The following is a 17,169-nucleotide window of genomic DNA, read 5'->3' on the forward strand; positions in this document are numbered from 1 at the left end:
TACGAAAGGAACTCCCCATGCGCTGGCACAAGCGTCTGCTCGCCGCAGGGGTCGTCGGGGCCGTGACCATGACCGCATCCGCGTGCGCGGGCGGACAGGTGCGCGGTGCCAGCCAGCCCCCCTCAGCGCCCGCCACCGGATCCACCGCCTCCCCGACGGCGAACGCGGCGACGGAGAACGACAAGACGTTCGTCTACGCGCCCAACCTCGACGTGGTGACCGACTGGGACCCCGCGACCTCGTACTCCAACGAGAACATCGCGATGCAGAACATCTACGAGTCGCTGACCCGCTACAACGTCGCGACCCAGAAGCCGGAGCCGCGCCTGGCCACCGAGTGGAGCTCGGCGGCCGGCGGCAAGGAGTGGACGTTCAAGCTCCGGGAGAACGTGAAGTTCCACAGCGGCAACCCCGTGACCGCCGAGGCCGCCAAGAAGGCGATCGAGCGCACGATGAAGCTGAAGGGCGGCGCCGCCTACGTCTGGGACGCGGTCAAGAAGATCGAGACCCCCGACGAGCACACGCTGAAGTTCACCCTGTCCTACGCCAGCCCGCTCGACCTGGTGGCCTCCTCGGGCTACGCCTCCTACATCTACGACACCAGCGTGGTCGAGCAGGTCAAGGACGGCAAGGCCGACGCGGGCACCGGCCCGTACACGGTCGACACGTGGGAGAAGGGCAAGGAGACCGAGCTCACGCTCAAGGCCTTCGACGGCTACTGGGGCGGCTGGAGGCCCGAGCAGTACAAGAAGGTCGCCTTCCGCGTCACGCCCGAGCTGAACACGGCGTGGCAACTGCTGCAGAAGGGTGAGGTCAACTTCGTCCAGCGGCTGAACCCGCAGCTGTTCGCGCAGGCCGGCGGCACCGCCGGCGTGCAGGCGTCGCAGACGGCGTCCTTCCAGAACCTGATGCTGCTGTTCAACACCGACAGCGGCCCGCTCAAGGACGTCCGCGTACGGCAGGCGCTGCAGAAGGTCCTCGACTACGACGGCCTGGTCGCCGCGCTGAAGGGCGCGGGGCAGAAGGGCTCGGGTCTGGTGCCGCAGGGCCTGCTCGGCTTCACGCCCGGCCTGGAGCCCAAGCAGGACCTCGCCGAGGCCGCCGAGCTGCTGGCCGCCGCCGACTACGGGCCCGACCTCAACGAGCTGAAGCTCAGCCTGACCTACGCCCAGGGCGACGCCGACCAGCAGCTGCTGGTCACGCTGCTGACGGCGGAGCTGAAGAAGCTCAACGTCTCCCTGCAGGCCAAGCCGATGCAGTGGAACCCGCAGTGGGACCTCGGCAAGAAGAAGGGCCAGGACATCTTCGTCATGTACTGGTTCCCGGACTACGCCGACCCGTACTCGTGGTTCGTCAACGTCTTCCGCAGCGCCGACCCCGTCTCCTTCAACCTGTCGTACCTGAAGGACGAGGCCATCGACAAGGAGATCGACGCGCTGCCCGAGCTGACCGCGACCGACAGGACGGCCGCCGAGCGGTCCTACGCGGAGCTGCAGCGGAAGATCATCGAGGAGAAGGCCGCGGTGGCGGTGCCGTACGTGCAGACCTACCAGCGGGCGCTGTCGGCTGGCGTGGAGGGCTACGTCGACAACCCCGCCTACCCGAACGTGGTCTCCTTCTACGACCTGAAGCCCACCGGGTGACGCGTTACCTGGCTCGCCGGCTCGGCCAGGCTCTCCTGGTCGTGGCCGGCGTGGTCACGCTCACGTTCGTCATCATGCGGCTGGTGCCTGGCGATCCCGCCGTGGCGTACGCGGGGCCGAAGGCGACGCCCGAGCAGCTCGCGGCGGCGCGCGAGCAGTTCGGGCTGGAGCGGCCGCTCCACGTCCAGCTCTGGAACTACGCCAGGGATCTGGTCACCGGCGACTGGGGCGTCAGCCTGCGCACCCGCAGACCGGTCATGGAGGATCTGCTCAACGCCTTCCCCGCGACGCTGGAACTGGTGGGCGCGGCCCTGGTCGTCGCGATCCTGGTGGGGGTGCCGGTCGGCGTGCTCGCCGCCCGCCACAAGAGGAGACTGCCGGACCTCTCGGTACGGCTGGGCTCCATGCTTGCCGTCTCGGTGCCGGTGTTCTGGCTGGCGCTCACCCTCCAGCTGGTCTTCGCCACCCATCTCGGCTGGTTCCCCGTGGCGGGCGAGTACGACACCACGCTCGACACCACCAGCCCGCTCACCCTGTGGACCAACATCACGATCGTGGACGCGCTCATCACGGGCAACTGGCCGATCTTCACCAGCACGGCCGAGCACCTCGTGCTGCCCGCGCTCGTCGTGGCCGCCTACCCCGCGGGCGTGATCGCCCAGCTCACCCGCGCCGCGCTCATCGAGGAGTCGGGGCAGGACCACGTGCGGTTCGAACGGGCCATGGGCTTCGGCGAGACCGCCATCCTGACGCGCTTCGCGCTGCGGCCCGCGCTCAACCCCGTGCTGTCGCTGATCGCGCTCGTCTTCGCCTACTCCCTGGTCAACGGCTTCCTGGTCGAGGCGGTCTTCAACTGGCCCGGCCTCGGCCGTTACGCGTTCAACGCGATCACCTCGGCGGACACGCCGGGCATCGCGGGCGTCACCGTGCTGGTCGCCGTGGTCTACGTGCTGGCCAACCTGGTCGTCGACCTGCTCCAGGGTGTCGTCGACCCGAGAGCGAGGGCGCGATGACCGCCGTCGAGCCGCGCCGGCGATTGCCCCGCGTCCCTGACCGCTTCGCGGCCTTCGGCGCGGTGCTGCTCGTGCTCATCGTGCTGTCGGCGATCTGCGCGCCGTGGCTGGCGCCGTACCCGGAGAACGACACGCAGCCGCTGCGCGCGCTGCTGCCGCCCGGTGCCGCGCACTGGTTCGGCACCGACCAGGTCGGCCGCGACATCCTCACCCAGGTCCTGTACGGCGGGCGCACCTCGCTGGCGATCGCCGTCGCCGTGCTGGCGGTGTCGGCGACGGCCGGGGTCACGCTCGGCCTCGTCGCGGGCTACGCGGGCGGCTGGGCCCGCGACGTGATCATGCGGGTCACCGACGTCTTCCTCGCCTTCCCCGCCCTGCTGCTCGCCCTGGCGCTCGCCGTGGTGCTGCGGCCGAGCGTGACCACGGTGATCCTGTCGATCGCGGTGACCTGGTGGCCCTGGTACGCCCGCCTGTCGGCCTCGGTGGCCGCCTCCGTCTCCACCAGGAGCTACGTGGACGCGGCCCGCTGCCTGGGCGTGCCGGCCCCGCTGATCGTGCTGCGGCACGTGCTGCCGAACTCGCTCACGCCCGTCCTGGTGCAGCTCTCGCTGGACGCGGGCGGCGTCATCCTGACCGCGGCGGCCCTGTCCTACCTGGGGCTCGGCGCGCAGGAGCCGACCGCCGAATGGGGGTTGATGGTGTACCAGGGGCAGACGCTCTTCACCACGAACTGGTGGGTGGTCACCTTCCCCGGGCTGGCGATCCTGCTGACGGCGTTCGCGTTCAACGTGCTCGGCGAGGGACTGCGCGGCGCGCTCGACCCGCGGAGGACGGTCCGGTGATCAGCATCAGGGACCTGCGGGTCGCCTACGGGTCCAGGGTGGTGGCGCACGTGCCCGTCCTCGACGTGGCGGCGGGGGAGTGCGTGGCCGTCGTCGGGGAGAGCGGCTCGGGCAAGTCCACGACGCTGCTGGCCGCGCTGGGGCTCGCCGAGGGGGCCACGGTGTCGGGGGAGGTGAGCGTGTGCGGGGTGGACGTGCTGCGGGCCAGGCCCCGCGCGCTGCGCGCGATCAGGGGGGCGAAGGCGGCGCTGGTCATCCAGTCGCCGCAGGCGGCGCTGTCGCCGACGACGCGGCTCGGCGTGCTCATGCGCAGGGCACTCAAGCGCCACGGCATCACCGGCACCCCCTCCTCCGGGCCGTCCGCCGCCCTGCCCGACGGGAACGCCGGGGTGCTCCCCGACGGGGAACCCGCGGGCGGCGCCGGGCGCGCGGACGCTCAGCGGCGGGGCGGGATCGAGGCGGTGATGGCGCGGGCGTGCGAGGCCGTGATGCTCGACCCGGCCATCCTGCGCCGCTACCCGCACGAGATCTCCGGCGGCCAGGCCCAGCGGTTCGCCATCGCCCTGGCCATCGCGCTCGGCGCCGAGGTGATCCTCGCCGACGAGCCCACCAGCGCCCTCGACGTCACCGTCCAGGCCGAGGTGGTCGGCGTGCTGCGCAGGCTGCGCGAGGAGCGGGGGCTCGCCCTGCTGATCGTCTCCCACGACCTCCCCCTGGTCTCCACGATCGCCGACCGCGTGCTGGTCATGAAGGACGGCGAGGTCGTGGAGTCAGGCCCGGCCCACCAGGTGCTGTCCAGTCCCGGCCACCCCTACACCCGCGAGCTGCTGGAGGCGCTCCCATGATCATGCGCGCCGACGGCGTCACCCTCGCCTACGGCAGGACGCCCGTCGTCCACGACGTCACCCTCGACATCACCGAAGGCGGCGTCGGCCTCATCGGCGAGTCGGGCTCGGGCAAGACCACGCTCGCCCGCGCCTTCCTCGGCCTGCTCCGACCCGTCAAGGGCCGCGTCACCTACGGCGGGCAGGACCTGTCCAAGGTCGACAGGAAGGTCTTCAGGAAGGCCGTCCAGCCGGTGTTCCAGGCCGAGTCGCTCGACCCCAGGATGTCGGTCGGCCGCTCGATCGCCGAGGGCAGCCGTGACAGGGCGGCGGTGCCCGCGCTGATGGAGCAGGTCGGCCTGGACCCGGCGCTGGCCGGACGCAAGCCGCACCAGCTCTCCGGCGGGCAGCGCCAGCGGGTGGTCATCGCCAGGGCCCTGGCCGTGCGTCCCAGGCTGCTCGTCCTCGACGAGCCGACGAGCGCGCTCGACGTGACCGTGCAGGCCAGGATCCTCGACCTGCTGGCGGGCCTGGGGACCGAGCGGCTGCTCATCACCCACAACCTGGCGGTCGTGGGGCGGCTGTGCCGTACCTCTCACGTGCTGTTCGCCGGGCGGATCGTCGAGTCGGGGCCGACGGAGGACCTGCTGCGGCGGCCCGCCCACCCCTACACGCTGGCGCTGCGTGACGCCGTGCCCAAGCTGGGCGGCCGGCCGCCGGTGGCCAGGGGCGGAACCGAGTCGGCGCCCGCGGACACCGGATGCCCGTTCCGGCTGCGGTGCCCGCTGGCCGTACCGGAGTGCGAGACCGCCCCGCAGCCGCGCGAGGTGGCGGGCAGGACGGTCGCCTGCCACCGGGCCGAGCTGGTGCTCACAGGGCTGGCCGCGCGGTGATCACAGGGCGCGCAGCCCGTTGATCACCTCGAGCATCACCTTGGCGTCGGGCGCGGGCGGTGGCTTCTCGACCTCCACCAGCTTCTGCGCGTGCAGGTCACCGACCAGCACGCGCACCACGCCGATCGGCAGGTTCAGCTCGGCGGCCACGTCCACCAGACGGGTGGGTTTGGTGCACTGCTGAAGGATGATCAGGTGTTCGGGGCCGAGGCCCACGGGCATGGCGAGACCGCCCGCCGTGATGATCACGGCGATGAGGTCGATGGCCTCGCTGGCGGGCACGGTGCGACCGCGGGTCAGCAGGTAGGCGGGAACGATCGGACCTGCGTCCTCGTCCAGCCAGCGCTCCTCACTCACTGGTCACCACCCGCATCTTCCTCACGGGTTCCTGCTCCTGCTCCTCGGGTGCGACGACGAGCTCTGCGGGGATCAGCACGATGGCGGTGGTCCCTCCATATGGCGAACCGCGCAACGTCACGCGGATGTCATGCCTGGCGGCCAGGCGGGCGACGACGAACAGGCCGAGCCTGTCGCTGTCGGCGAGATCGAACTCGGGCGGGTTGGCCAGCCGTTCGTTGAGCTCGGCCAGCTCCTCTTCGCTGAGTCCGAGTCCCCTGTCCTCCACCTCCACGACGAAACCGTGCGCGGCGAGCTCGCCCCGCACGGTCACCGTGGTGTGCGGAGGGGAGAAGACGGTGGCGTTCTCGATCAGTTCGGCGATCAGGTGGATGACGTCGCCGACCACGGGCCCGGCCAGCGAGTGGGCGGGCATGGGCGAGACGGTCACCCTGGTGTAGTCCTCCACCTCGGCCGCGGCGCCGCGCACCACGTCGTGCAGCGGCACCGGCTTGCGCCAGCCACGTCCGGGAGTGGCGCCCGACAGGATGATCAGGCCCTCGGCGTGGCGGCGCATGCGGGTGGTCAGGTGGTCGAGGCGGAACAGGTCGTCCAGGGCCTGCGGGTCGGTGGCGGTGCGCTGCATGCCGTCCAGCTGGATGCGCTGGCGGTGCAGCAGCGTCTGGCTGCGCCGGGCCAGGTTGCGGAAGACCTGGCCGACGCCCGCGCGCAGCTTCGCCTCGCCGACGGCCGCCTCGACGGCGGTCTGCTGGACGGTGGCGAAGGCCTTGCCGACATCGGCGATCTCGGTCGTCCTGCCCGGCACGGACAGCTCGGGCACCTCGACCTCCTCGCCCTGGCGCAGCTTGCGGACGACCTGCGGCAGGCGGGTCTCGGCCACCTCGAGCGCGGCCTCGCGCAGCGTGGCCAGCTCCTTGGACAGCCGGTTGCCCATCCGCAGGGAGATCATGAGGGAGACGACCACGACGAGCAGGCCGGTGCCCGCCAGCACGAGGGCGCGCACGAGCACCGCGTCGGCCACGGGCTCGGCGCGCTCGGTGAGCATGACGCCCGCCTCGTTCTGCGCGTTCTGGATGGCGTTGGCCAGCGCCGTGGAGGTGGAGGGCCAGTCGGCGGGCGCACGGCCCGCGATGATCTGCTCCTCCATGATCCGCAGCCGCTGGTAGGCCGGGGTGGTGATGATGCCGACCTGGATCTCGCGCAGCGGCGCGTCCAGCTCGGCGAGCGCCTGGTCGATGAGGAAGCGGCGGTTGCCGACGAGCTGGGTGAAGAGCTTGCGCTCCTCGTCACCCGGGTTGCCGACGGCGATGGCCTGCTCCCTGGTCAGCAACTCCTTGGCGTAGCCGAGGTTGATGACCAGGCGCGACTGCTCGTAGATCGGGATGTCGTCGATCAGCGCGACGCTGCGCTGCAGGCCGAACAGCGCGTCGGAGATCGCGTTGTAGGCCTCGATGGTGGGCAGCCGGGGCGACAGGCCGGCGTCGACCTCGCCCCTGATCGCCTCGAGGTGCACCAGCTGGGTGAGGACCGCGTCGATCTGGCGGCGCACCGCCTCGGTGGTCGAGCCGCGCGAGCGGTCCGACAGCTGGCGGAAGAGCTCCCTGGCCGCGTCGGTCCTGGCCCGCTGCTCGTAGGCGGCGCTCTGGTCGGCCGGAGCGTGCCGGTGGACCACCAGCCGGGCCGAGGACAGGCGCTCGCGCTGCAGCTCGCCGATCAGTTTGCTCGCGGGCTGGCGTAGATTGGTCCAGCGCTCCTTGTAGGAGCGCAGCTCCAGGCTCTCGCCCGCGGTCACCGCGACGATGACACCCCACAGGGTCATCATCGACACCAGCGGAACTAGCAGCAGGCCGACGATCTTCACTCTGATCGTGCGGCTTCGGCCCATGGCACCTCACTCCGGTCGGTCCCTAGCATCGGAACCCCGGATTTGGGACAGGTGAGAGCCTAGCAACTGCACCTCGCAATTTCCCGATTTTTCGGGATTTTGAGCATCATTTCGTGATCTTGCAGTAGGTTTCCCAGGACGATCGGGGAGTAGAGGGAGGCAGATGCGCCGTCGGCTGATCGCGGCCGCGCTCGCGCTCCTCCTCGCGGGCTGCTCGACCGCCCCGCAGGCACGGCAGGAGCAGCGGCCACCCGCGAAGGACTCCACGTTCGTCTACGTGGAGAACCTCGGCGTGGTCACCGACTGGGACCCGGCCAGCTCCTACTCCAACGAGATCATCGCGATGCAGAACATCTACGAGTCGCTGACGATCTACAACCCGGTCACCAAGAAGGCGAGCCCGCGCCTGGCCACCTCCTGGCGCGCCTCCGCGGACGGCCGGACCTGGACCTTCACCCTGCGCTCCGGCGTCACCTTCCACACCGGCAGGCCCATGGACGCCGCCGCGGTCAAGGCGTCGATCGAGCGCACCATGCGCTCCAAGAGCGGGCCCTCCTACATCTGGGGCGCGGTCGAGTCCATCAGGGCCGACGACCCGCTCACGGTGACGTTCACGCTGAAGTACGCCGTGCCGCTCGACCTCGTCGCCTCCTCCGGGTACGCCGCCTACATCTACGACACGGCGGCCGCACCCGACCTCAAGGCGTGGTTCGCCGCCGGCCGGGACGCCGGCACCGGCCCGTACACCGTCGCCGGCTGGCGGAAGGGCAAGAGCGACGAGCTCACGCTCAAGGCCTACCAGGCCTACTGGGGCGGCTGGGACCGGCCCCACTACACCACGGTCAAGTACGTGGTCGAGCCCGACATCGAGGAGGCCTGGCGGCGCCTGATGCGCGGCGAGGTCAGCTTCGTGCACCGGCTCAACCCGTCCCTCTACCGCAGGGCGAGCAGGACGGCGGGCGTGCGGACCGCCGCCATGCCGTCGTTCCAGACCGCGATGCTGCTCTTCAACACCTCCGCCGGACCGCTGGCGGACGTGCGGATCCGCAGGGCGCTGCGCAAGACGATCGACTACTCGGGCACGCTGCGCGTGTTGCGGGGCGCCGCCTCTCCCTCGACGGGCGTGATCCCCGAAGGGCTGTTCGGCCACTCGGCCGGCCGTACGCCCAGGCAGGACCTCCAGGGCGCGGCGGACCTGCTGGCCAGGGCGGGCTACGGCCCCGGCCGCCTGCCGCTGCGCCTCACCCTCACCTACGCCCAGGGCGACGAGGACCAGCGGGTCTTCGTCCGGCGCCTGGCCGCCACCCTCGAACCGCTCAACATCACGCTGGTGGCCAAGGCGCTGCCGTGGGAGGAGCAGTGGGCCCGCGGCAAGCGGCGCGGTCAGGACATCTTCCTCATGTACTGGTGGCCCGACTACGCCGACGCCTACTCGTGGTTCACCAACGTCTTCAGGAGCGCGGAAGGCGTTCAGTTCAACCTGACCTACCTCAAGGACCGCGAGGCCGACGCGCTGATCGACACGCTGCCCGAGCTCACCGTCACCAACCGGGCGGCGGCGCAGGAGGCCTACGCCAAGCTCGACAGGAGGCTGCTCGACGTCCAGGCGGCGGCCGCGGTGCCGTGGGTGGTCAACTACCAGCGGGCCTACCTGAGCGGTATCCAGGGCTACAACGACAACCCGGCCTATCCGGACGTGGTCTTCGTCCACGAACTGCGGCCGGTCGGCTGAGGTCAGCCCTGCTCGACCTCGGCCTCGACGCGCTCGCGGAGCCGCGACCTGATCTCCTCCGGCGTGTAGGCGCGGCGCCGCCGTTCGGCGCGGGCCATGACCACGCCGGTCGCGGCGACTCCTGCCACGCCCGCCAGGCCGAGAATCTTCCACCATTTCGTCCGCATGTGCCTAGGGTAGTGGCGTGCTGACTCTCGACGAGGCCGTAGATCTCACCCGTACCGGGGACCTCTGGGTGTTCAGGGGACGCTCGGTGCCGGACCGGGCGATCCAGACAGTGACCAACAGCCCGGTCAACCACGTGGGCATGTCGATCGTCATCGAGGACATGCCACCCATGATGTGGCACGCCGAGCTCGGCAAGTCGCTGCTCGACCTGTGGTCGGGCACCCACCAGCGCGGGGTGCAGCTGCACGACCTGCGCGAGGCGGTCACCGTCTGGGGCCGGCGGTACGGCCAGCGCGGCTGGTTGCGCCAGCTCGAACCGCAGGCCACCGCCGAGATGGAGGACGCGGCGCTGCGCACGGTCGCCAGGCTCGACGGCACGCCGTTCCCCTCTACCGCGCGCCTGGCGGGGCGATGGCTGCGCGGCAGGATCCCCCGGCTGCGGCGCGAGGTGGGGGAGCGGACGCTGGAGCGCGCCTACTGCGCCGAGGTCGTCGCCGTCACCTACGAGGAGATGGGCCTGCTGCCGGTCGGCCGCAGGCCCAACTGGTACGACCCCGGACGGTTCTGGAGCGGCGACGACCTCGACCTGCTGCTGGGGCACAAGCTGGGCGGCGAGATCTCCGTCGCGGTGCCGCCCGGCGAGAGCTGATCAGCCCGCCAGCTCCCACACCGACGCGAACGCCTCCTGGCTGATCTCGGCCAGCTCCCAGATCTCCAGCGGCTGGTCGGTGAGGAAGCCGTGTTCGTCCTGCAGGTGGCGCCACCAGTAGCGGTGGACGGAGCGGTCGGCGCGGATCTCGATCTGCCTGATCGCCCAGTGCTCGCCGTCGCCCTCGACGCTCTCGAACAGCCACACGCCGCCGTCGCCGTCGTCGGCCCGCCAGTGGTGGCGGGCCAGGTCGGACTCGGCGAGCTGCCTGATGACGGGCTCACGTAGATCTGGAAGCACGCGCCCACTCTAGGAGGCGCGACCGACACTTCCGCCGGCCGCCAGCCCCCTGAACGCGGCGCGCGCGGGTGCCGCCGGAGCCACGGGCTCGGACGGCACCCGCGCGCCCTCGGCCGTCCGCACCGGGCGGCTCAGTGGCGCTTCGGGCGCAGTCTGTCCAGGAACCTCCTCGCCTTCGCCTGGTTGTGCGGGTCGCTGGCCATGCGCTTGGCCTTGTCGATCGTTTGCTTGCCTTCCGGGCTGCGCAGATACGCGCGCACCTTGTCCATGAGGCTCGACATACGCGTCCTCTACCCAGCACGCGCGCACCTGCGCATGCCGGCGGCTGCGTAGAGTGTCCCGGCGATGGGGAAGACGACATGAGAACGACGACCGTGCGACGTGACGGCGTGCGACTGGTCTGCCGCGACAGCGGCGGCCCGGGGCCCGCCGTCCTGCTCCTGCACGGCCTGGCCGGACAGTCCCGCGAGTGGGAGGCGCTCGGCGCGCACCTCGGCGGCCGTTACCGGCTGCTGGCGCTCGACCAGCGCGGCCACGGGGGCAGCGAACCCCGCCCGGGCGACACCTCCAGGGCCGCCTTCGCCGCCGACGCGGTCGCCGTCATCGCGGAGCTCGCCGCCGGGCCGGTGATCCTGGCCGGGCAGTCGCTGGGCGGCGTCACCGCGATCCAGGCCGCCGCCGCGCGTCCCGACCTGGTGCGGGCGCTGCTGCTGGTCGAGGCGGGCGCGGCGGCGGGTGACGACGAGACGCCCGCGGAGATCGACGGCTGGCTGGGCTCCTGGCCGGTTCCCTTCGCCGCCCATGAGGACGCGGTGCGGTTCTTCGGCGGCGGGCCGGTCGGCGAGGGCTGGGCCTCCGGGCTGGTCGCCGCGGCCGACGGCCTGCGCCCGACGTTCGAGCGCGAGGTCGTCGTCGACGTCATCGCCGCGCACGCCCGCCGCTCGAACTGGGACGACTGGGCGGGCATCGCCTGCCCGACGACCGTCGTCCTCGGCGAGCGGGGCGTCCTGCCGGCGGAGGAGGTGGCCGAGATGCGGCGGCTGCGGCCCGACGCCCGGTTCGTCACCGTGCCCGGCGCGGGACACGACCTCCACCTGGAGCGCCCCGCCGCGGTGGCCGCCGAGCTCGACCGCCTGCTCGCCCCGGCGCCGCCCAGCTGACGAACGGCGTCCATGACCGGCGGCGTCACGGCGTCCGCCTCACCGGGGGCGCCATGCGACCTCGGCGGCCCGGCGGTGCCGGACGACGCCCCGAGCGGCATGGCCGCACCCGCTCACCGCTGGTTCCGCAGCGGGACGTCGCGGATGATCAGCCAGCTGAGGCCGAGGCCGACGGCGAACGTGCCCAGCCCCGCGGCCAGCGCCAGCGGCACCGACTGCGGGAGGTCGAAGCCGAGCCGGTCGGTGATGAACGGCAGCGGCATCCTGTCGCCGATCGCGCTCTGCGCCACCAGGACCATGAGGACGCCGACCGGTACGGCCAGCAGCCCGCCGCCCTGCCACCGGTAGAAGGCGGCCGCGCCGAACGCGCCGGTCACCAGCCAGGCCAGGAACATCACCGTGTACTCGAGGAAGATCAGCGGGACCTGCGTGGGCGCGGTGAACAGGTGGGCCTGGCCGAGCGCCCACGTCCATCCCGTCACGCCGTACAGCAGCGACTCCAGCAGGAAGCTGATCACCAGCAGGGCCGCCAGGAACGGCGCGAACAGCGCGATGGTGACCGCCGCCTGGAAGCCGAACTGGCGGCGGCTCTGCCCGTGGGCGATGTAGAGCGGCAGGAACTCGTTGACCAGGGCGATCCCGGCGAAGAGCGCGTACCAGCGGGTCAGCTGGACGGCCTTCTCCCACACGCTCTCGTCCAGGTTGCCCCAGATGGCGATGCCGACGGTGACCAGCGTGATGAGCACGAGATAGGCCAGCCACGCGAAGGAGGCGAGCCAGATGTTGGCGCCGAGGAGGCGGCTGGGGAATCTCATGAGGCCGGGCCTCCGGTCAGGTGGATGAACAGCTCCTGCATCGCGATGGGGCCGGTCTCCAGGCCGGCGCGGCGGGCCTCGGCGTGGTCGAGCCTGCCGTACACCATGGCGGAGCTGGTGGGGCCGAGCCGCTTGACGCCGAGCACGGTCAGCTCCTTGGTGAACTCCTCGACCTGGGCCGTCGGGCCGGTGACGGAGGTGCCCATGGACAGCAGGTCGTCGGCGGGGGAGTGGACGACGAGGCGGCCCTTGTCGATGATGACGACCTCCTCGAACAGGGCGCTGACCTCCTCGATGAGGTGGGTGGAGAGGATCAGCGTGCGGGGGTGGGCCATGAAGTCGGCCAGCAGCGCGTCGTAGAAGGCCTGCCGGCTGGGGGCGTCCATGCCGAGATATGACTCGTCGAACATGGTCAGCGGGGCCCGCGAGGCCAGGCCCATGACCACGCCGACGGCCGAGCGCTGGCCCTTGGACATGGTTTTGACGTTCTTCTTGGGGTCGAGCTCGAACAGGTCGATGAGCTCCTTCGCGTAGGCGGCGTCCCATCGGGGGCGCAGGTGCTCGGCGAAGTAGAACGCGTCCTCCACGGTGCCCAGGTCGATCGTCTCGCCGGCGTCGCGGATCAGCGAGATGTCCCTGGTGATCGCCGTGTTCTCGAAGATCGGGCGGCCGTCGGCCAGCGCGCTGCCGCCGCTCGGCCTGCGGAAGCCTGCCAGGACCGACAGCAGGCTCGTCTTGCCCGCGCCATTGCGGCCGAGCAGGCCGTAGATCTTGCCCGGCTCGAGCGTGAGCGACAGGCCCTCGACGGCGTGGACGTCCCCGTAGCTCACGCGCAGGTCGTCGATGTCGATCCTCATCGGCTGTTCCTGATGCGGTCGATCACGTCGTCGAGCGGGATGCCGATGGCCTTGGCCTCGGCCACCATCGGGTCGACCACCTCGGTGAAGAAGCCCTCCCTGCGCTCCGCGCGGAGCGTGTCCCGGGCGGCAGGGCTGACGAACATGCCGATACCTCGTTTCTTGTAGAGGACGCCTTCGTCGACCAGTTGCTGGAACGCCTTCTGCGCCGTCGCGGGGTTGATGCGGTAGAAGGCGGCGTACTGGTTGGTCGACATGACCTGCTCGTCTCCCTTCAGTGCCCCGCTCATGACCTCGGCCTTGATGCGGTCCGCGATCTGCCGGTAGATGGGGCTCCGGTCGTCGAACATGGTTACTCGCTTCTGTGGTTCATTACTCTTGTAATGAACCATAGAAGCCGTGCGGAAACGCGTCAACTCCCCGGGATCGGTTCAGCCGAGCAGGTCGGCCAGGTCGGCGCGGTCGCTCACACCGGTCTTCTCGTAGACGGCGTAGAGGGTGTTGGCGACGGTCCTGATGGAGACCACGAGCCTGGTCGCGATCTCCCTGTTGGTCAGGCCCTGGGCGGCCAGCAGGGCGATCTCACGCTGGCGAGGGGTGAGCGCGGGCACGTCCAGGTCGAGCAGCGCGGGAGTGCGGACGCCCTGGCAGCGGCGCGACAGCGCCCACGCCCTGGTCTCCGCGGCCCTGGCCGCACGGGTCAGCCCGTCATCGCGGTAGCGGCGGGCCGCGTGAGCCGCCGCCTCCGCGGCGTGCACGGTCAGGCCGAGACCCTCGAAACCGACCGAGACGGCGTCGAACTCCGGGCCCGTGCGGGCGGCGGCGTGCCGGGCGAAGAGCGCGACCAACGGGCCCTCACCGGTCAGGCGGTCGGCGACCAGCGCGGGGTGGCCGAGCCGTACGACGTCGTGCAGGACGAACGGCACCTGGACGGGCAGCGCCCGCTCGGCCGCGGCCAGCGCGGTCGCGACGGCGCCCGGCACGTCGCCGCGCGCCGCCCGCGTCCACACCTTCGCCTGCTGGAGCGGGACCACGACAGGCGGGCCGACCGGCAGCCAGGTCCGCTCGGCGCGCGCGATCGCCTCCTCCGCCGCGCCGACCTCGCCGAGCAGCGCGTGGGCGTGGGCCAGCTCGCCCAGGCACAGGCCCGCCCACACGCTGCGCTCGGGCAGATGGGCGACCGTCTCCCTGCACCAGGCCAGCGCGTCGGCCACCCTGCCGCGCAGCCTGAGCGCCCGCGCCGTGCGGCTGCCGAAGACGATGGTGGTCCTGGCCCACATGCCGAGCTCGCCGTCCAGGCCGCGCCCCCGCTCGGCATGACGTTCGGCCGCCGCCAGATCGCCCAGATAGAGCGCGGCGTCCGTGGCGGCCTCCAGCAGCGCGGCCATGAGACTCGGCAACGTGTCCGGCACCAGGTCGAGCGTGCGGGCGACCAGCCGCAGGGACTCCGCCGCCCTGCCCTCCGCGGCCAGGATGCCGGCCTCGGTCGTGCCGGACGCCCGTACGCTGCGCGGATGCGTGGTCGGGCCCATGTCGGAAGCCGCACGCAGCGACGCCCTCGCGCCCTCCAGATCGCCGGCGAAGACCTCCACCGAGGCCCTGGTGACTCGCGCCCCCTGCCGCGAGTCGAGATCGGTGGCCGATTCCTCGGCCACCGTCATCAGCTCCAGCGCCTCCTCGAGCCTGCCCAGCCCCCAGAACAGGTTGAAGGCCCGGTAGGACGCCCACTCCACGCGCGTGTGCCCGTCCATCGGCAGCCGGCCGGCGGCGGCGAACACCTCCTCCGACTCCGCGTAGCGGTCGACGTAGAACAGGATGCTGCCCAGCGCGAGCCTGGCCGGGACACCGTCGCCGGCCGCGCGGGCCAGGCGCTCGGCCAGCACGAGGTCGCGCACCGTCCGGGCCAGGTCGCAGGCGGCGAGCAGCAGCTCGGGATCGCTGTCGGCGCCGCTGTCCAGCCGCCAGACGGCCACCCGCAGCGCGTCCTCGCGGCGGCGCAGGCCCGCCTCCGCCACGGCGTCGGCCAGCTTGCGCTGGAGCTTGCGGGCCCGCAGGGTGCCGCAGCCGCGCCTGATGACCTCGCCGTAGAGCGGGTGGCCGAGCCGTACCTGCAGGCGGCGGCCCTCCACGTCGACGGTGACCAGCCGGCGGTCCTCCAGGCGCTCGACCGCGGCGGCGGTGGCCAGCGCGCCCAGCAGGTCGGCGCCGAGCGGCTCGCCGTACGCCAGGAGCTCCAGGACCTCGCGCTCGTCGGGCGTCAGCTCGCCGATGCGGCCCGCGATCGTCTCGCGCAACGACGGGGTGATCGCCAGCGGCCCGCGCCACCGCCACACGCCCGCGCGCTCGGCCAGCATCCCGGCCAGCACCAGCTCCCGCAGATACAGGGCGTTGCCGCGGCTGGCCTCCCACAGCCGCGTCACCGTGCCCGGCTCCACCCGGCCGCCCAGCGCCTGTTCGAGCAGCCGCCTGGTCTCCTCCACCGTCAGCGGCGCCAGCTCCATGCGCGGCAGCAGGCCGTCCTTCCACAACGCCCGCACGGCGTCGGGCGCCGGCGTCTGCGTGCGTAAGGTCGCGATCACCCGGGTACGGCCGCGCACCACCAGGTGGTGGACGAGCGCGGCGGAGGCCGCGTCGAGCACGTGCGCGTCGTCCACCACCAGGACGGGCGCCCGCACGGCGTCGGCCGCCCAGCCCAGCGGGTTGCCCGCGGGCGGCGTGGAGGGCAGCAGCGGGCCGAAGGCGCCCAGCGGCAGCTCCGCGGCGGCGGCCGTGGCCCGCACCCAGGCCACGCCGTCGAGATCGCGTACGGCGTGCGCCACCAGACTGCTCTTGCCCACCCCGGGCGCGCCCACGACGACCAGGCCGCCCGCGGCGGACCTGATCTCCTCCAGCTCAGCCGTCCGGCCCGCGAAGGGCCACCCGCGTGCCACCCTGGAAGGCTATTTGAGTAGCCCGTACTCATGCGAGGGCATTCCCGGGAGAGCAGGCTGTGGCCATGGACTTGAGGGACCTGGTACGGCGCAGCCTCGGCGACCCGTCGGCCGAGATCGCCGAGCAGCGCAGCGAGGACGTGCCCGCGCACGGGTCGGGCGCGCTGTCCACCATCTCGCTGCGCAGGCTCCACGGCACCACGACGGCGGGCCTGCCCTGGTCGTTCGTCGTCAAGTCGATCGAGTCGCCGCGGCGCCGTCCGGGCATGGAGGAGCTGGCGGCGCACTTCCCGTGGCGGGTCGACCTCGACACCTACCTGGCGGGCTTCGCGCTGCCGGACGGCCTGCGCCTGCCCCGCCTGCACCACGTGGAGGACCTGGGCGGCGACCGCTACGTGATGTGGCTGGAGGACATCAGGACCGCCGACGCGCCCTGGGACCTCGACAGGTACCGGTCCGCCGCCCGGCTCCTGGGCGAGCTGGCCGCCATGCATCCGGCCGCCGGGCCCAACGAGGGGCTGCGCCACTACCTCGGCGGGCCGGTCGAGCACGTGTTCCTGCCCGCGCTGCGCGATCCGGACCTGTGGCGGCACCCGCTCGTCGCCGCCTACGCCGACCCGCTGCTGCGCTCCGACCTGCTGGCGCTCGCCGCCAGGATCGAGCCGCTGGTCGCGGCGGTCGCCGAGCTGCCGCACACGCTCTCGCACGGGGACGCCTCCCCGGGCAACCTGCTCGTGCCCGCCGACGGCTCGGCGCGCTTCGTGGCCATCGACTGGAGCTGGCCGTATGCCACCTGCGCGGGTTTCGACCTGTGCCAGCTCCTGGTCGGCCGGGCACACTCGGGCGAGCTGACGCCGGCCGAGCTGCCCGCCGTCCACGAGGCGATCGAGGCGGCCTACGTCGAGGGGTCCGGCTTCTCCGCCGACGAGGTCGCCTACGGCTACGCCGCCACGCTCGTGCTGGTCGCCGCGTGGACGACCCTGCCGCTCGATCGCCTGGCCGACGAGCCGACACCCGAGGTGCACGAGCTGTTCCGGCGGCGGGCGGGGCTGGCCAGGTTCGTCGCCGACCTCGGTCGCGGGCTCTGACGTGCGCGGACGC

Annotated in this window: 18 protein-coding genes; 9 read left to right on the forward strand and 9 right to left on the reverse strand. The window is 72.1% G+C overall.

Features of this window, described 5'->3' with window-relative positions; all coding sequences use genetic code 11:
* The first annotated feature begins 17 nt into the window (after window positions 1–17).
* Genes ACWENQ_RS02005 through ACWENQ_RS02025 form a run of 5 tightly spaced genes read left to right on the forward strand, consistent with a single transcriptional unit; the run spans window position 18 to window position 5,215 of the window.
* Window positions 18–1,643, forward strand: a complete 1,626-nt coding sequence (locus tag ACWENQ_RS02005) for an ABC transporter substrate-binding protein (protein WP_452412635.1) — start codon at window positions 18–20, stop codon at window positions 1,641–1,643.
* A complete protein-coding gene (locus tag ACWENQ_RS02010) occupies window positions 1,640–2,656 on the forward strand; it encodes an ABC transporter permease (protein WP_452412636.1) in 1,017 nt (338 codons plus the stop codon). Before ACWENQ_RS02005 ends, ACWENQ_RS02010 begins: the two co-directional genes overlap by 4 nt.
* Window positions 2,653–3,498 (forward strand): ABC transporter permease, encoded by an 846-nt coding sequence (locus ACWENQ_RS02015; RefSeq protein WP_452412637.1) that lies wholly within the window; start codon window positions 2,653–2,655, stop codon window positions 3,496–3,498. The genes ACWENQ_RS02010 and ACWENQ_RS02015 overlap by 4 nt, the downstream gene beginning before the upstream one ends.
* Window positions 3,495–4,343 carry an ATP-binding cassette domain-containing protein gene (locus ACWENQ_RS02020; RefSeq protein ID WP_452412638.1) on the forward strand — a complete coding sequence of 283 codons (849 nt, stop codon included), beginning with the start codon at window positions 3,495–3,497 and terminating at the stop codon, window positions 4,341–4,343. The genes ACWENQ_RS02015 and ACWENQ_RS02020 overlap by 4 nt, the downstream gene beginning before the upstream one ends.
* Window positions 4,340–5,215 (forward strand): ABC transporter ATP-binding protein, encoded by an 876-nt coding sequence (locus tag ACWENQ_RS02025; RefSeq protein WP_354913510.1) that lies wholly within the window; start codon window positions 4,340–4,342, stop codon window positions 5,213–5,215. The genes ACWENQ_RS02020 and ACWENQ_RS02025 overlap by 4 nt, the downstream gene beginning before the upstream one ends.
* Here ACWENQ_RS02025 and ACWENQ_RS02030 read toward each other — a convergent pair whose 3' ends face one another.
* Window positions 5,216–5,572 (reverse strand): DUF742 domain-containing protein, encoded by a 357-nt coding sequence (locus ACWENQ_RS02030; protein WP_354913508.1) that lies wholly within the window; start codon window positions 5,570–5,572, stop codon window positions 5,216–5,218.
* The gene (locus ACWENQ_RS02035) at window positions 5,565–7,457 is read right to left on the reverse strand and encodes a sensor histidine kinase (RefSeq protein ID WP_354913506.1); all 1,893 of its coding nucleotides are present in this window, start codon (window positions 7,455–7,457) and stop codon (window positions 5,565–5,567) included. The genes ACWENQ_RS02030 and ACWENQ_RS02035 overlap by 8 nt, the downstream gene beginning before the upstream one ends.
* A 163-nt stretch (window positions 7,458–7,620) precedes the next feature.
* Here ACWENQ_RS02035 and ACWENQ_RS02040 point away from each other — a divergent pair, with 163 nt between their 5' ends.
* On the forward strand, window positions 7,621–9,189 hold the full coding sequence (locus tag ACWENQ_RS02040; RefSeq protein WP_449917199.1) for an ABC transporter substrate-binding protein: 1,569 nt from the start codon (window positions 7,621–7,623) through the stop codon (window positions 9,187–9,189).
* Between the two features lie 2 nt (window positions 9,190–9,191).
* Here the strand turns inward: ACWENQ_RS02040 and ACWENQ_RS02045 are convergent, their stop codons facing one another.
* Window positions 9,192–9,356 (reverse strand): hypothetical protein, encoded by a 165-nt coding sequence (locus tag ACWENQ_RS02045; RefSeq protein ID WP_354913835.1) that lies wholly within the window; start codon window positions 9,354–9,356, stop codon window positions 9,192–9,194.
* Between the two features lie 20 nt (window positions 9,357–9,376).
* On the opposite strand from ACWENQ_RS02045, the gene ACWENQ_RS02050 reads away from it, so the two are divergent.
* Window positions 9,377–10,006 (forward strand): hypothetical protein, encoded by a 630-nt coding sequence (locus tag ACWENQ_RS02050; RefSeq protein ID WP_354913829.1) that lies wholly within the window; start codon window positions 9,377–9,379, stop codon window positions 10,004–10,006.
* Here the strand turns inward: ACWENQ_RS02050 and ACWENQ_RS02055 are convergent, their stop codons facing one another.
* A complete protein-coding gene (locus ACWENQ_RS02055) occupies window positions 10,007–10,306 on the reverse strand; it encodes a hypothetical protein (protein WP_449917197.1) in 300 nt (99 codons plus the stop codon).
* A 131-nt stretch (window positions 10,307–10,437) separates the two neighbouring features.
* A complete protein-coding gene (locus ACWENQ_RS02060) occupies window positions 10,438–10,575 on the reverse strand; it encodes a hypothetical protein (protein ID WP_354906837.1) in 138 nt (45 codons plus the stop codon).
* Window positions 10,576–10,665: 90 nt separating this feature from the next.
* Between ACWENQ_RS02060 and ACWENQ_RS02065 the strand changes: the two genes are divergently transcribed.
* Entirely contained in the window at window positions 10,666–11,466 is an 801-nt protein-coding gene (locus ACWENQ_RS02065) for an alpha/beta fold hydrolase (protein ID WP_452412639.1), read from the forward strand.
* A 113-nt stretch (window positions 11,467–11,579) separates the two neighbouring features.
* Here ACWENQ_RS02065 and ACWENQ_RS02070 read toward each other — a convergent pair whose 3' ends face one another.
* The 4 genes from ACWENQ_RS02070 to ACWENQ_RS02085 form a co-directional block, all read right to left on the reverse strand.
* The gene (locus ACWENQ_RS02070; protein ID WP_452412640.1) at window positions 11,580–12,281 is read right to left on the reverse strand and encodes a hypothetical protein; all 702 of its coding nucleotides are present in this window, start codon (window positions 12,279–12,281) and stop codon (window positions 11,580–11,582) included.
* Complete coding sequence (locus tag ACWENQ_RS02075) at window positions 12,278–13,138, reverse strand: ABC transporter ATP-binding protein (protein ID WP_452412641.1); 861 nt, start codon at window positions 13,136–13,138, stop codon at window positions 12,278–12,280. The genes ACWENQ_RS02070 and ACWENQ_RS02075 overlap by 4 nt, the downstream gene beginning before the upstream one ends.
* Window positions 13,135–13,488 carry a GntR family transcriptional regulator gene (locus tag ACWENQ_RS02080; RefSeq protein ID WP_354906833.1) on the reverse strand — a complete coding sequence of 118 codons (354 nt, stop codon included), beginning with the start codon at window positions 13,486–13,488 and terminating at the stop codon, window positions 13,135–13,137. Before ACWENQ_RS02080 ends, ACWENQ_RS02075 begins: the two co-directional genes overlap by 4 nt.
* An 81-nt stretch (window positions 13,489–13,569) precedes the next feature.
* Entirely contained in the window at window positions 13,570–16,068 is a 2,499-nt protein-coding gene (locus ACWENQ_RS02085; RefSeq protein ID WP_452412642.1) for a LuxR C-terminal-related transcriptional regulator, read from the reverse strand.
* 65 nt (window positions 16,069–16,133) lie between these two features.
* On the opposite strand from ACWENQ_RS02085, the gene ACWENQ_RS02090 reads away from it, so the two are divergent.
* A complete protein-coding gene (locus ACWENQ_RS02090) occupies window positions 16,134–17,156 on the forward strand; it encodes a phosphotransferase (RefSeq protein ID WP_449917184.1) in 1,023 nt (340 codons plus the stop codon).
* Window positions 17,157–17,169: the final 13 nt, after the last annotated feature.

This window comes from Nonomuraea sp. NPDC004354, assembly GCF_053602555.1.

Coding starts and splice junctions, on each gene's coding strand:
- ACWENQ_RS02070 (WP_452412640.1), bottom strand. CDS start 12,281: ATGAGATTCCCCAGCCGCCTCCTCGGCGCCAACATCTGGCTCGCCTCC.
- ACWENQ_RS02005 (WP_452412635.1), top strand. CDS start 18: ATGCGCTGGCACAAGCGTCTGCTCGCCGCAGGGGTCGTCGGGGCCGTG.
- ACWENQ_RS02015 (WP_452412637.1), top strand. CDS start 2,653: ATGACCGCCGTCGAGCCGCGCCGGCGATTGCCCCGCGTCCCTGACCGC.
- ACWENQ_RS02045 (WP_354913835.1), bottom strand. CDS start 9,356: ATGCGGACGAAATGGTGGAAGATTCTCGGCCTGGCGGGCGTGGCAGGA.
- ACWENQ_RS02080 (WP_354906833.1), bottom strand. CDS start 13,488: ATGTTCGACGACCGGAGCCCCATCTACCGGCAGATCGCGGACCGCATC.
- ACWENQ_RS02025 (WP_354913510.1), top strand. CDS start 4,340: ATGATCATGCGCGCCGACGGCGTCACCCTCGCCTACGGCAGGACGCCC.
- ACWENQ_RS02040 (WP_449917199.1), top strand. CDS start 7,621: ATGCGCCGTCGGCTGATCGCGGCCGCGCTCGCGCTCCTCCTCGCGGGC.
- ACWENQ_RS02065 (WP_452412639.1), top strand. CDS start 10,666: ATGAGAACGACGACCGTGCGACGTGACGGCGTGCGACTGGTCTGCCGC.
- ACWENQ_RS02035 (WP_354913506.1), bottom strand. CDS start 7,457: ATGGGCCGAAGCCGCACGATCAGAGTGAAGATCGTCGGCCTGCTGCTA.
- ACWENQ_RS02090 (WP_449917184.1), top strand. CDS start 16,134: ATGGACTTGAGGGACCTGGTACGGCGCAGCCTCGGCGACCCGTCGGCC.
- ACWENQ_RS02075 (WP_452412641.1), bottom strand. CDS start 13,138: ATGAGGATCGACATCGACGACCTGCGCGTGAGCTACGGGGACGTCCAC.
- ACWENQ_RS02060 (WP_354906837.1), bottom strand. CDS start 10,575: ATGGACAAGGTGCGCGCGTATCTGCGCAGCCCGGAAGGCAAGCAAACG.